The sequence below is a fragment of the Rhizobium sp. 62_C5_N11_2 genome, assembly GCF_051811185.1.
GTDB lineage: Bacteria > Pseudomonadota > Alphaproteobacteria > Rhizobiales > Rhizobiaceae > Rhizobium > Rhizobium leguminosarum.
The window spans coordinates 2,256,556-2,269,032 of the sequence record NZ_JBPWPW010000001.1; the positions used below are offsets into that span (position 1 = coordinate 2,256,556).

The 12,477-nt window shown below is 60.9% G+C and carries 12 protein-coding genes; 4 read left to right on the forward strand and 8 right to left on the reverse strand.

The features are described from left to right. Positions 1-279 precede the first annotated feature (279 nt). Together AB8B31_RS11365 and AB8B31_RS11370 are read right to left on the reverse strand one after the other, a co-directional pair. The gene (locus AB8B31_RS11365) at positions 280-2,193 is read right to left on the reverse strand and encodes a L,D-transpeptidase family protein (protein ID WP_018446358.1); all 1,914 of its coding nucleotides are present in this window, start codon (positions 2,191-2,193) and stop codon (positions 280-282) included. 94 nt (positions 2,194-2,287) lie between these two features. Further along, positions 2,288-2,554: a hypothetical protein gene (locus AB8B31_RS11370; protein WP_128408843.1), complete on the reverse strand. Its 267-nt coding sequence runs from the start codon at positions 2,552-2,554 to the stop codon at positions 2,288-2,290. Between the two features lie 61 nt (positions 2,555-2,615). Between AB8B31_RS11370 and fumC the strand changes: the two genes are divergently transcribed. Beyond that, entirely contained in the window at positions 2,616-4,007 is a 1,392-nt protein-coding gene (gene fumC / locus AB8B31_RS11375) for a class II fumarate hydratase (protein ID WP_018242277.1), read from the forward strand. Positions 4,008-4,106: 99 nt separating this feature from the next. Here fumC and AB8B31_RS11380 read toward each other — a convergent pair whose 3' ends face one another. Further along, positions 4,107-4,940 (reverse strand): VCBS domain-containing protein, encoded by an 834-nt coding sequence (locus AB8B31_RS11380; protein WP_028733026.1) that lies wholly within the window; start codon positions 4,938-4,940, stop codon positions 4,107-4,109. A gap of 231 nt (positions 4,941-5,171) precedes the next feature. Here AB8B31_RS11380 and AB8B31_RS11385 point away from each other — a divergent pair, with 231 nt between their 5' ends. After that, complete coding sequence (locus AB8B31_RS11385; RefSeq protein WP_028733027.1) at positions 5,172-6,779, forward strand: fumarate hydratase; 1,608 nt, start codon at positions 5,172-5,174, stop codon at positions 6,777-6,779. Positions 6,780-6,805: 26 nt separating this feature from the next. Here the strand turns inward: AB8B31_RS11385 and AB8B31_RS11390 are convergent, their stop codons facing one another. After that, positions 6,806-7,012 (reverse strand): hypothetical protein, encoded by a 207-nt coding sequence (locus AB8B31_RS11390; RefSeq protein ID WP_018242280.1) that lies wholly within the window; start codon positions 7,010-7,012, stop codon positions 6,806-6,808. 347 nt (positions 7,013-7,359) lie between these two features. On the opposite strand from AB8B31_RS11390, the gene AB8B31_RS11395 reads away from it, so the two are divergent. Then, positions 7,360-8,427 carry a GGDEF domain-containing protein gene (locus AB8B31_RS11395; RefSeq protein WP_018242281.1) on the forward strand — a complete coding sequence of 356 codons (1,068 nt, stop codon included), beginning with the start codon at positions 7,360-7,362 and terminating at the stop codon, positions 8,425-8,427. Between the two features lie 158 nt (positions 8,428-8,585). Here the strand turns inward: AB8B31_RS11395 and AB8B31_RS11400 are convergent, their stop codons facing one another. Together AB8B31_RS11400 and AB8B31_RS11405 are read right to left on the reverse strand one after the other, a co-directional pair. Beyond that, complete coding sequence (locus tag AB8B31_RS11400) at positions 8,586-9,197, reverse strand: pyridoxamine 5'-phosphate oxidase family protein (protein WP_018446361.1); 612 nt, start codon at positions 9,195-9,197, stop codon at positions 8,586-8,588. Positions 9,198-9,234: 37 nt separating this feature from the next. Then, on the reverse strand, positions 9,235-10,215 hold the full coding sequence (locus tag AB8B31_RS11405) for an alpha/beta hydrolase (RefSeq protein ID WP_028733028.1): 981 nt from the start codon (positions 10,213-10,215) through the stop codon (positions 9,235-9,237). A 47-nt stretch (positions 10,216-10,262) separates the two neighbouring features. Between AB8B31_RS11405 and AB8B31_RS11410 the strand changes: the two genes are divergently transcribed. Further along, positions 10,263-10,730: a MarR family winged helix-turn-helix transcriptional regulator gene (locus tag AB8B31_RS11410; RefSeq protein WP_018446363.1), complete on the forward strand. Its 468-nt coding sequence runs from the start codon at positions 10,263-10,265 to the stop codon at positions 10,728-10,730. 3 nt (positions 10,731-10,733) lie between these two features. Here AB8B31_RS11410 and AB8B31_RS11415 read toward each other — a convergent pair whose 3' ends face one another. Together AB8B31_RS11415 and AB8B31_RS11420 are read right to left on the reverse strand one after the other, a co-directional pair. Beyond that, positions 10,734-11,924: a low temperature requirement protein A gene (locus AB8B31_RS11415; RefSeq protein WP_028733029.1), complete on the reverse strand. Its 1,191-nt coding sequence runs from the start codon at positions 11,922-11,924 to the stop codon at positions 10,734-10,736. 62 nt (positions 11,925-11,986) lie between these two features. Further along, on the reverse strand, positions 11,987-12,361 hold the full coding sequence (locus AB8B31_RS11420; RefSeq protein WP_032980674.1) for a gamma-butyrobetaine hydroxylase-like domain-containing protein: 375 nt from the start codon (positions 12,359-12,361) through the stop codon (positions 11,987-11,989). Positions 12,362-12,477 lie beyond the last annotated feature (116 nt).

Here is a 12,477-nt window from a genome sequence, read left to right on the forward strand (position 1 = left end):
CTTTGCGATCGCGGCCCCCTCATCCAACCCTTCGGGCCACCTTCTCCCCGCTGGGGAGAAGAGGGGAACTAGCGGCACGGCTGCAACCGCACGAAACAGTTTGATCAGAAGCGAGGCGTCTCCGCAACGTCCCTTCTACCCAGCGGGGAGAAGGTGCCGGCAGGCGGATGAGGGGGCCATACGGCGCGCCCTCTCCTCTTATTTCTTGCACGCAGACACCCCAAAACAAACCGGGCGGCCCAAAGACCGCCCGCCAGCATCACTAATCAGATCCGACTATCAGATCTGCGCGCCACGCGCCTTGGTCGTCGCATCGAAGGCCTTGTCGACATAGGCGTCGCGGCCGTAGACGTCGTCAAAATATTCCACCACGCCGTCCTTGTTCGGCCAGGCAGTGAAGTAGGATACGTAGACCGGGATCTTCTGCGGCACACGTACGGCATGGTTCTGCCCGCTGGCGATCTGCTTGGCGACATCGTCGACCGTCGTGCCAAGCACGGCAGCCGCCATCGCACGCGGATCGGCAAGGCGCACGCAACCGTGGCTCAGCGCCCGCATGTCGCGCTTGAAGAAGCTCTTCGACGGCGTGTCGTGCATGTAGATCGCGTGGCTGTTCGGGAACAGGATCTTCAGTTCGCCGAGCGCATTGTCGCTGCTCGGCGGCTGGCGCACCGAGACATTGTCCGTCGAGCCATACCAATCGACGCTCGATGAGGCGACGGCATGGCCGTTCACCTCGACTTCATAGCCGAGCTGGTCGAGATAGTTCGGATCCGAGCGCAGCTTCGGCAGCATCTCGTTGATGATGATCGACTGCGGCACGCCCCAGAAAGGGTTGAACTCTACCGTCTCGATCTCGTCATCGAAGAAATAGGTCTGGTTGTTCTTGCCGCCGACCACCACGCGCATCGACAGCTGTTCCTTGCCGTCATTGTGGTAGTAGACCATGTAAGCGGGCTGGTTGATCATAACATAGCGTGAACCGAGATCCTCCGGCAGCCAGCGCGCCTGCTCCATGGCGACGACGAGCTTGTCGATCTTCGAAGCATTGGTGTCGCCGCCGGTCATGGCGCGCACCGTCGCCTGGCCGATGACGCCATCGGCCTTCAGCCCGCGCTCCTTCTGGAAGTCCTCGACCAGGGAAACGATGTCAGGCGAATAGTCGCTGCTGCCGGCATAGGCGGCAATCGTTGCCGCATGATCGGTCCGCAGCGTTTCGGAACCGTGCTTGCCGATTGCCTTGACGATATTGGCGATCTCGGGCGAGCTCTCGCCAGGTCTCAGCAGCTTGTCGAGCGAAACGACGATTCGCTCTTCGTTCCCACCGTCGGCGGCACGAAGCTTTGCAAGCTCTGCCTTCAGCGCCAGGAATTGCGGGCTATCGGGCGAGCGGCTGGCGATATAGGCGCCGACGTCGGGGCTCATGCGAGCAAGCTTCAGCACCGGGGCCAGATTGACCACCTTGCGCTGGAAATCGTGATAGCCGGAGATCTTGTTCGGATCGATGCGGCCCCGCACCGTGTCCTGCACGAAAGCCAGCACTTTGGCAGAGAGTTCGAGTTCGAACTGCGTCAGCGCACGGTCGCGGAAGGCGGGATCGGGATTGGCCGGGTCGATATCAGGCGTCTGGACGACGTAATCCGCCGGGTCGAGGCCGACGAAGCCCGCATCGGCAAGCACCAACATCGCCGACTTGGCACGGTCGTTGATCTGGTTGCCATCGACCCAGACGAGCGGATTGCGGCTGTCACCGTAATAGGCTTCGAGCGCCTTTGCAACGTCAACATTTGCGCGCACCTTGGCCTGCGCCAGGAAGCGGCGCTGCACGGCGGGTTCGGCGCTGGCATCGCCGCTGCCCGAAACATCGGCGACTGCGCCGGTGACGACGGGATCGGCAAACTTGCCGGTATCGACGAATTGCAGCGTCTCGGTTTTGTAGGTGTAATAACGCGGACCGCTCACCTTCGGCAGCGGCGCTTCAGGGTCGAGCCCGCCGAGCGATCCGCCAATGCCGCCGCGCTGGCCCACACGGCCGGGCGGCATCTGGTCCATGAAGATGGTGCTCTGGGACCGCTGCCTGTCGCCGCGCAGCATATCCATCAGTGTATAGGCATGCGCGGGTGTGGCACTCATCACTGCCACGCCGCAGGAAATTGCCAATGCGGATGCCGCGCTTTTCAAAACGAACGTCATATATCTTCCAGTCCCGGTGTCATGCTGTTCTTGTCACGAGCGCAAGGCCCAAGCTCAAATCCCGCGAAACTCAAGCAGCGTAGGGCCTCATTGATCAGAAACCGGCCTGCGCCGCCAGCGCCGGCGGACTCAATTTTATGTGACGGAGATCCTGCATGGCGCCGCCCAGCAGTTCACACAAAATTATGAAATTATTAGTTAATTTTTTACCGAATTTTCTCCGGCAGACCAGTGGGGTGAAAACGCCCGGATGCATAAAATTTCCAAAGTGGCCTAAAAGGCACGCCGAAAAGCCTGCGGAAACATGACTTCCGATTTCAATATTTCGCACGGCGTCCAGTTTTCTTGTCGGGCTTTCCAACCTATAAGACCTCATCTTTCGAAAATGCCCGAAAACAGCATGTAAAGGGAAGGCAAGGCTGATGACCGCAACCCGCACCGAAACCGATACTTTTGGCCCGATCGACGTCGCCGCCGACCGATATTGGGGCGCCCAGGCCGAGCGTTCGCTCGGCAATTTCAAGATCGGCTGGGAAAAGCAACCGCTATCGATCGTGCGCGCGCTCGGCATCGTCAAGCAGGCGGCCGCGCGCGCCAACATGTCGCTCGACCAGCTCGATCCTGGCCTCGGCAAAGCCATCGTCGACGCCGCCCAGGAGGTGATCGAGGGCAAGCTGAACGACCACTTTCCGCTAGTGGTCTGGCAGACCGGTTCGGGCACGCAGTCCAATATGAATGCCAACGAGGTGATCTCCAATCGTGCAATAGAAATGCTCGGCGGCGTCATGGGTTCCAAGAAGCCGGTGCATCCGAACGATCACGTCAATATGAGCCAGTCGTCGAACGACACCTATCCGACGGCCATGCACATCGCCTGCGCAGAGCAAATCGCCCATCACCTGCTCCCGGCCCTCAAGCACCTGCATGCCGCCCTTGACATGAAGGTCACCGAATTCAGCCACATCATCAAGATCGGCCGCACCCACACCCAGGATGCGACGCCGCTGACGCTCGGCCAGGAATTTTCGGGTTATGCCGCCCAGGTCGGCTCCGCCATCAAGCGCATCGAAATCACCCTGCCCGGCCTTTGCGAGCTCGCCCAGGGCGGTACTGCCGTCGGCACCGGCCTCAATGCGCCGGTGGGCTTTGCCGAAAAGGTCGCCGAAGAGATCGCTGCCATAACAGGCATGCCCTTCGTTACCGCGCCGAACAAGTTCGAGGCGCTCGCCTCGCATGACAGCATGGTCTTTTCCCATGGCGCCATCAATGCGGCCGCCGCCGCCCTCTTCAAGATCGCCAACGACATCCGCCTGCTCGGCTCCGGCCCGCGCGCCGGCTTGGGCGAGCTGGCGCTGCCGGAAAACGAGCCCGGCTCCTCGATCATGCCCGGCAAGGTCAATCCGACCCAGTGCGAGGCGCTGACGCAGGTCTGCATCCATATCTTCGGCAACAACGCGGCTCTGACCTTCGCCGACAGCCAGGGCCATTTCGAACTCAACGTCTACAATCCGATGATGGCCTATAATTTCCTGCAGTCGGTGCAGTTGCTCGCCGACGCCGCCGTCTCCTTCACCGACAATTGCGTCGTCGGCATCGAGGCGCGCGAGGACAATATCAAGGCCGGCCTCGAACGCTCGCTGATGCTGGTAACGGCACTTGCCCCGAAGATCGGCTACGACGCAGCCGCCAAGATTGCCAAAACAGCGCATAAGAACGGCACGACGCTAAAGGAAGAGGCCCTCGCCAGTGGCTTGGTGACATCGGAAGAGTACGACGAGATCGTGCGCCCGGAAACGATGATCGGGCCGAAGTAGGAAGGTCGCATAGGCCACAGCCCCTCACCCGCCTGCCGACACCTTCTCCCCGCTCGCGGGGAGAAGGGGATATGCCGCAACGCCTCGACTCCCTCCAGCCTATAGCAAGGCAAACAGCGAAAAATTGTCCATCACGACAGAATTGCCCATGAAGTCGAAACGGATTTCTTCGATGTCTTCGAGATTGACCTCGAGAGTGGGGCCGGTGACCTCGAGCTCCTGCTGATAGACGATCTGGCCGTCGTTCAGCGCAGTGAGCGTCAGGTGAAAGGGCGCTGCCGACAATTCGGCAATCGAAACGCTCTGAAAGGTGAACTCCCCGCCATCGAGCATTTTCAGGCTTACGGGCGCAGAACCCGGCGATAGAACGGTATCGCTGAAACCGTCTTCGGTGATGGCGTCGACACCCGGGATGGTATCATAGACATACCCGTTCAGAAGCGTCAGGTCGTGGCTGCCATTCACTGAAAGTGCAAAGTTGCGATAGTCAGGCAGAGAGAAATTATCGGCCCTCGACAAGACGCCCATATCGTCGAAATCCAGGACCTCGTGGTATTTATCGCCTTCGTTGACGCCGTCGATCGCGAGCGTCAGCACGCCGAGGTCCGTGCCCCCTGAGCCATCGGACATCTTGAAGCTCAACTTCTCGATGAGCTGATCGTATTTCGTTAAATTTTTCACGACGTCGAGTGTGTAGTCCAACTCGTACTCGAAGTGACCGTCAGGTTTCAGTCTGAAGGTTCCGTATTCGCCCCTTATGATCGTTTCGTGGTCAGGCCCATGTTTGGCGTCGATGCGCATGCCATTGACGAAGCGAACATACATGTCCGCTCCCTCGGGATCGCTGGAGAGGCGCAGCAGATTCCCGCGGATCCAATTGTCTTCGAAAAAAACGAGAAGGTCGTCGACAGCAGTTGGCTTTGCATTTGTCATTCGAAGCCCCGGCAGGTTAACGCTGCCGGGAATATGAACTGGCCTCGAACAGAAGGCAACCTGGAGTCGTCTTTGTCGAGGCGATTACGCTAGCCTCACCCACTGCGCGCGGTGCAGCCCGCGCGACCCTGGCTTAACCGGCCGGACTCCGACGCATCCTGATTGCTTTTGCCCCGCGGCGGATTTAGACCGGTTCCAATCTAGCGACGCCCTACCAGAAAGGTCACTTCGATGGCTGACGATCTCTTCCCCCTCGGCAAGGATGCCACCCCCTACCGCAAGCTCAGTGGCGACCATGTCTCGGTCGATACGTTCAAGGGCCAGGAGATCCTGACCGTCGAGCCGGAAGGCATCCGCCTGCTGGCCGAGACTGCCTTTGCCGACATCAACCACCTGCTGCGCCCTGGCCATCTCAGGCAGCTCGCCTCGATCCTCGACGACCCCGAGGCCACGGACAATGACCGTTTCGTTGCTTACGATCTTCTGAAGAACGCCAATATCGCCGCCGGCGGCGTGCTGCCCATGTGCCAGGATACCGGCACGGCGATCATCATGGGCAAGAAGGGCCGCAGGGTCTGGACCGAGGGCGAGGATACGGCGGCGCTGGCCCGCGGCGTCATGGATGCCTACGAGAAGAAGAACTTGCGTTATTCGCAGCTCGCGCCGGTCAAAATGTTCGAGGAGAAGAATACCAGGAACAATCTGCCGGCCCAGATCGACATCTACGAGGAAGGCACCGACGCCTACGAATTCCTCTTCGTCGCCAAGGGCGGCGGCTCAGCCAACAAGACCTTTCTCTACCAGGGCACCCCCTCGCTCTTGACCCATGACCGGATGATCGATTTCCTTAAGGAGAAGATCCTGACGTTAGGGACGGCAGCCTGTCCTCCCTACCATCTGGCGATCGTCATCGGCGGCACCTCGGCCGAGATGAACCTGAAAACCGTCAAGCTCGCCTCCACCCGCTATCTCGACGAGCTGCCGACCGAAGGGTCCGAGAGCGGCCACGCTTTTCGCGACATCGAGATGGAGAAGGAAATCCACAAACTGACGCAGCAGATGGGCGTCGGCGCTCAGTTCGGCGGCAAGTATTTCTGTCATGACGTGCGTGTCATCCGCCTGCCCCGCCACGGCGCCTCGCTGCCGATCGGCCTCGGCGTCTCCTGTTCCGCCGACCGTCAGGCCAAGGGCCGCATCACCCGCGACGGCATCTTCGTCGAACAGCTCGAAACCGATCCGTCGAAATACATGCCCGAGATCGATGAGGCGAAACTGTCGGAATCGACGGTGCGCATTGATCTCAACCGGCCAATGGCCGAGGTGCTCGCCGAACTCTCCCGGCATCCCGTCAAGACCCGCCTGTCCTTGACCGGCACCATCATCGTTGCCCGCGACCTCGCCCATGCCAAGATCCGCGAACGGCTGGAAAAGGGCGAAGGCATGCCCGATTACCTGAAAAACCACCCGGTCTATTACGCCGGCCCCGCCAAGACGCCTGTCGGCTACGCCTCCGGCTCCTTCGGCCCGACGACGGCCGGGCGCATGGACAGTTACGTCGACCAATTCCAGTCCTTCGGCGGCTCGATGGTGATGCTTGCCAAGGGCAACCGCTCGCGCGCCGTGCGCGAGGCCTGCAAGAAGCACGGCGGCTTCTATCTCGGCTCGATCGGCGGCCCCGCCGCCCGTCTTGCCCAGGACTGTATCCGCAAGGTTGAAGTATTCGAATATCCCGAACTCGGCATGGAAGCGGTTTGGAAGATCGAAGTCGAAGACTTCCCCGCCTTCATCGTCATCGACGACAAGGGGAATGATTTTTTCCAGGAACTGAATTTGGGGTGAGTGGGCGGGCTGCGTTGCCGCCAGCTCTACCGCGGCGACGCCTTATCCGAGGCGCTTGTGTTCTGCGCTGTGACCGCCTCGCCCACGCTCACCACATCCCCGGCATCGACCCTTGCCAGGATCTCCGTGCGGAAAGCGCCGGCGAAGAAGCCGGTGTGCTCCAGCAGCAAGACGCCGGCGGCGACGACGGTGAAGGTCAGGATGGCGAAAGAAATATGACGGGAGGTTTCCATGATCTCACGCCCTGATTTGCGGGCTACGATCGGGTCCGTTGCAGAAAATACGATCCCAAAGATGTCGAGACTGCAATACGAAACGGCCAAAACCAACTGTCGACAAGATGAATACGGTCTCCGGCAGAGAAGAACTGTAAGTTTTTCAGACACTGTACCCGCTCAGCGAGTATGCACTGCGTCAGTAAAGATACGTTTTTCCATGGAGAATCATAGGCCTGATCGAAGTATTAGCTCATGGGGCATTTGTCGTATGTAATCTTTGGTATATATCGCTTTAATCTTTTCCCAAGAAATTTAAGCTAACAAATAGAATATTGCCTTTGAATATATGAGGAGTTCGCCGGATGAATACGGCTGTCGCGCCCAAGGTGCCGGTTCCCGACGTTGCGGGTCAGATCACCTATGCCATGCGCTCCATGGGCGTCGCGCCGATACCGCGCAATTACCAACTCTTCTACGAGGCCTATATCGGCTCCAATCCAGCCCTCACCCGCGAGCTGGCGGCCCTCGGCGGCCAGGTGACCCAGGCCGAACTCGATGCGCTCGGCGCACAGCACTTCACCCACAGCCCGGCCCGTGTCTTCGACGATGCCCATACGCGCATTGCCGGCGAACTCGATGGCCTGCTGCGCATTCTCAGGCAGGAGCAGAGCTCGCTGGAAAGCTACACCAGACTGCTCGGCGAGACCCACAAGCGCATCACCTCCAAGAGCAACGCCAGCGTCGAACTGATCGAAAACGCCATCGATCTCCTGAGCCAGGCGACCGGCGACACCATGGCGCATGGCGAACGCACGGTCGAGGACGTTGTCCAGCGCTCGCAGGAGATGGATCAGGTCCGCAAGGAACTCGACGAATACAAGCGCATCGCCAACACCGACTCGCTGACGCGCCTTTCCAACCGCCGCGCCTTCGACGACCGCCTCGCCGCCATTTTCGACAATTCGAGCATGCGGCCGGTGACGGCACTGCTGCTCTGCGACATCGACAATTTCAAGAAGATCAACGACACCTACGGCCATCCGGTCGGCGACAAGGTGCTCGCCACCGTCGCCTCCGTCATCCGCAGCAATGTCCGCCGTGACATCTTCGTTGCCCGCACCGGCGGCGAGGAATTCGCCCTTATCATCGATGGCAACACGCCCGAGGAAGTGACCGCGATCGCCGAGCGCATTCGTCGCACGCTGGAGACGACGCCCTTCAAGAACTCCCGTACGCGGGTGAATTACGGTCCGGTCACCGTCTCGATCGGCATCTGCATGGCATCCAGCGCCGGGGATGCCGGCGAACTCTATAGCAAAACCGACATCGCCCTTTACGGCGCCAAAAATGCCGGCCGCAACTGCACCATCCTCTATCAAGACGGCATGCAGAAGGATTTCACCAAGAGCTGGCTGATCTACAAGACCTGACGGCAGTCCCGCGCCGCACGCACGCTGTCACTGGCAGGTGACGGTTTAGTGTTGTCGACAAACCTCGTTGTTACTCGGCATCATCCTCGGCGCAGGGCCGAGGATGAAAGAGAAGTTGGCCGACTTTGTCAGTAGTCTGAGCCGCCGGTGACGATGCTTTACCACATCGTCTTTGCCGCCCGCCCCGGCCATTCCCGGTCGTAGGTTTCCTGGTCGAAATCGCCGGTCGCGGCCTTCAGCATCTGTCCTGGCGTCGGCAACGTCGCCGGATCGGCGAAGTGTTCTCCATTCCAGAGCTCGGCCCGCATCACGGCCCGCGCGCATTGGAAATAGACCTCGTCGATAGAAATGACGACGACGGTGCGCGGATGTTTGCCGTCCATCTCGAAGCTTGAAAGCAGCGCCTCATCGTCGGAAACGACGCCCCGGCCGTTGATGCGCATCGTCGTGTTCGAGCCGGGGATCAGGAACATAAGCGCCAGCCGCGGATCGCGCACGATGTTGGAGAGCGAATCGACCCGGTTGTTGCCGCGCCAGTCCGGCAGATGCAGCGTCTCGTCGTCGATGACACGCACCACGCCACCGAGATCGCCGCGCGGCGAACAGTCGAGTCCTTCCGGCCCGACGGTCGCAAGCGCGGCAAACGGTGAGATCTCAATCATCTCACGATAGAGCGGGGTCAATTGCTTCGTCACCTTGGTAACGGAGGCCGGCGAAAGTCCGGCGCCATAGATCGTGTTGAGCTCTTCGATGCTGCTGATGATTTTCATGAGGCGTCCCGCCGCGGCTTGATCTTCGCGACGGACGCTACAATGCCGCGCGCCTTGCCGGAAGCTCAAAAAACGGAATGATCTCCGCATCTTTTTTGATGCTTTCATCAAGAGCTTCACCCACGCCCCGATCGCCTTCGAGAAATGCCGCGATCGCGGCAAGAACCGGTGCGGCGCCGATGATGCGACGGTGGCCGAAGCCGTTCGCCCAGAGAAGCCGAACGCCCTTTCCCGCCGCGCCGTAGCGCCTGGCATGGAGAGACGACACCTCCTTGTCGTCCTCGGCATGGATGACGAGCACGGGGCGGCCGATCTCGCCCGCCGCCTCGCCGGCGTCGAAGTCCTCCAGTCTCCGTCCAGTGACGCGATGAACCTCATTCTCCAACGCCGCTTGCGCTGCAGGGAGAAGGCCGATCATCCCGCCGAAATCGGTAAACAGCCAGCCCATCTCGCTCGGCGCGCCGATCAGCACCAGTCTCTCGCCGGTGACAGGCGCCACGCCAGGCAGCAGCCCCGCTGCCGAGACCATCAGCGCCGCACCGCCGAAGGAATGACCGATCGCCGCATCGAATGCGCCAAACCGCGCTTCGGCCGCCGCAATCGTCTCGACCGCAAGCCCCATATGCAGGAAGCGCCCCCCGGAACGGCCGTGGCCGGGAAAATCGAGCGCCACGACCTCCGCTCCCGTTGCCGAAAGCATCGAGACGAGTTCGGCCATATATGCGGCGCTAGAGCCCCAGCCATGCGTCACCAGGTAGCGCTTGCGTTTGCCCCTCGCCCCGCCGTTCAGCCGATAGGCATGCGCTTGGCGCCCGCCGGCAAGCCTGAGGTTGAAGCGTTCGGCGCCGGCAAGCCGGGCCGCACCCGCTGCATGCGCCGCCTTCGCCTTTGCTCCCTTCGGCTTTGTCGACGGCGTCCGGCAGAACAGCTGGAACGCCGCTCTGCCTGCCAGATCAGGCGAAACCGCCTGTAGAGCCGAAAACCCGAGGCGGGTGACGTCAAGCACAAAGTTTGTCATAGTGGGATTCCAAAAGACTGTTCAACACTGAACAATAAAGTACAACGATGAACAAAAATCAATCCCTTCCCTGGGATCATCCGCGTTTTCGCAGTTGGATCGCGGTGGCTCGCGCCTGCCAGCTGATGCAGCAGTCATTGGCCCGCTCGCTTGCCGATCTCGACATCAAGCCGCCGCACCTCGATATCCTGGTCAATCTCTACCGTTTCGAAGGCATCTCGCAGCAGGAGCTGGCGCGCAAGCTGCTGGTCGGCCGCTCCAATATGAGCATGCTCTTGCCGCAGATGGAGAAGCGCGGTCTGCTCCTTCGCCGCGATGACGAGCGAGACAAGCGCGTGCTGCGCCTCTATTTGACACCAGAGGGTCGGAAGCTCAGTGAGGAAGCCATGGCCATCCAGACCGGCCTCATCGACCGCGTGCTATTGGACGAGCCGATCGAGCAATGCATGGCGACCGCCGATTCGATGGAGCGGATCATCACGGTGCTGATGAAAGATCTGCGCGACGAGGACTGATGCTCAATGCAGCGTCGGCGCAGCCGTCGTGCCGGTCAGCGAGCGATATTCCCAGGCGGCGACGATGATCAGCACCAGCGTCGCCAGAATGCCCATCAAATAGACCTCGATGAAGGGTGCTGCGAAGGCGAGCAGGATCAGAAACACGAGGCCGGCCAGATGTGATAGCGGCAGCTGGCCGCTGGTCGCGCCCTTGAACCAGAGATTGCCGATCAGGAACAGGCCGGAACCGCCGAGCACGGCCGCAGCGATGCCGAGATTGCCGGTCTCATGCGGATGCGAGAACATGAACTCGACCGCCACCGCATGGACGATGATGCCGGCAAGAATCGGAATATGCCCATAGGTGAAGGCCTGCCGCGCCAAGCTGCCCGGCGTCTCTTCATGCTCGATGCGGTGGGCGGCGCGCCCGTGGCCGAAGCGGAAATAGAGCCACCACATGGCGACCGTGCCGATGAAGCCGGTGACGAACACGACGCTGGTCAGCCCGGAGAACGGCAGCTCCGAAAAGGTGCGGCCGGAAACGAGGATCGCTTCACCGAGACAGATGATGACGAAGAGCGCGCAGCGCTCGGCCATATGCGCGCCGGAAACGTCCCAGTCCCGCGCCGTCGAGCGGCCGAGCCCCGGCACGGCAAAGCCCGCGGCCGGCCCGGCATATTCGATCGCCAGTGCAATCACCCAGGCGATCAGCCGGGCTTCATGCTCGAGCAGCCCGCCGGCAATCCAGAAGACCCCGGCAACCACGAGCCAGGTGGTGATGCGGACGAAATTCAGCGTGTTGGGGCGGTCGACGCGCGTCATCGCATAGGTCGTAAACAGCGAGCGCCCGACCTGCATCGCCACATAGGCGCCGGCAAACAGCAGCCCCTTGTCGCCGAAGGCCTCGGGGATGGAGGCAGACAGCAGCAACCCGAGCATCATCAGCGCCACCAGCATGCCGCGCACCGGCATTTTCTCGGGATCGAGCCAGTTCGTCACCCAGGCGGTGAAGATCCACACCCACCAGACGGCGAAGGTCATCAGCGCCGCTTCTGCAGCACCGAGCGGCGTATAGTGGGCGGCGAGCGCATGCGAGAGCTGCGAGATCGAAAAGACGAAGACCAGGTCGAAGAACAGTTCGAGGAAGGTCACCTTGCTGCCGCTGGCGCTGCCCTTGGCGCGCAGCCAGTTCTTTCCGTTCGTTTTCGCCATATGGCCCCCCGATGGCTGGAATTATGTGTGGATTGAAAGCGATAGCGGCGCTCTCGTTACCCTCAGCGCGGCTTCTCCGCCGTGTCGCGGTTCATGCCCTTTTCGCTGAGCTCGTCCTCGTAGGCGGAAAACAGCTCAGCGCCGCGTTCGCCGAGCTCGCGCAAATAGGTCCAGGTGTAGATGCCGGTATCGTGCATGTCGTCGAAGCCGATCCGAACGGCGTAATTGCCGGTCGGCATCATCGAGATGATCGCGACATTGCGCTTGCCGGGCACCGTCACCTTCTGCCCCGGCCCGTGGCCCTGCACCTCGGCCGAGGGCGACAGGACACGCAAGAGCTCTGCCGACAGGTCGAAGCTCTGGCCGTCGTTGAAGGTCACCACCAGCCGCTGCCTGTCTTTCGAGACGCGAAGTTCGCTCGGCCAGATATCGCTCATCATTTTGTCCTCTTCTCATGCGAGGAGTAGGCGCTGATCTTTTTCAGCGCAAGCTGAAATTGGCATGCTCGAGCGGGCTGTTTCCCTTGACGCGACAATAGCATATGCCCACATTG

Coding starts and splice junctions, on each gene's coding strand:
- AB8B31_RS11365 (WP_018446358.1), bottom strand. CDS start 2,193: ATGACGTTCGTTTTGAAAAGCGCGGCATCCGCATTGGCAATTTCCTGC.
- fumC (WP_018242277.1), top strand. CDS start 2,616: ATGACCGCAACCCGCACCGAAACCGATACTTTTGGCCCGATCGACGTC.
- AB8B31_RS11380 (WP_028733026.1), bottom strand. CDS start 4,940: ATGACAAATGCAAAGCCAACTGCTGTCGACGACCTTCTCGTTTTTTTC.
- AB8B31_RS11385 (WP_028733027.1), top strand. CDS start 5,172: ATGGCTGACGATCTCTTCCCCCTCGGCAAGGATGCCACCCCCTACCGC.
- AB8B31_RS11390 (WP_018242280.1), bottom strand. CDS start 7,012: ATGGAAACCTCCCGTCATATTTCTTTCGCCATCCTGACCTTCACCGTC.
- AB8B31_RS11395 (WP_018242281.1), top strand. CDS start 7,360: ATGAATACGGCTGTCGCGCCCAAGGTGCCGGTTCCCGACGTTGCGGGT.
- AB8B31_RS11400 (WP_018446361.1), bottom strand. CDS start 9,197: ATGAAAATCATCAGCAGCATCGAAGAGCTCAACACGATCTATGGCGCC.
- AB8B31_RS11405 (WP_028733028.1), bottom strand. CDS start 10,215: ATGACAAACTTTGTGCTTGACGTCACCCGCCTCGGGTTTTCGGCTCTA.
- AB8B31_RS11410 (WP_018446363.1), top strand. CDS start 10,263: ATGAACAAAAATCAATCCCTTCCCTGGGATCATCCGCGTTTTCGCAGT.
- AB8B31_RS11415 (WP_028733029.1), bottom strand. CDS start 11,924: ATGGCGAAAACGAACGGAAAGAACTGGCTGCGCGCCAAGGGCAGCGCC.
- AB8B31_RS11420 (WP_032980674.1), bottom strand. CDS start 12,361: ATGAGCGATATCTGGCCGAGCGAACTTCGCGTCTCGAAAGACAGGCAG.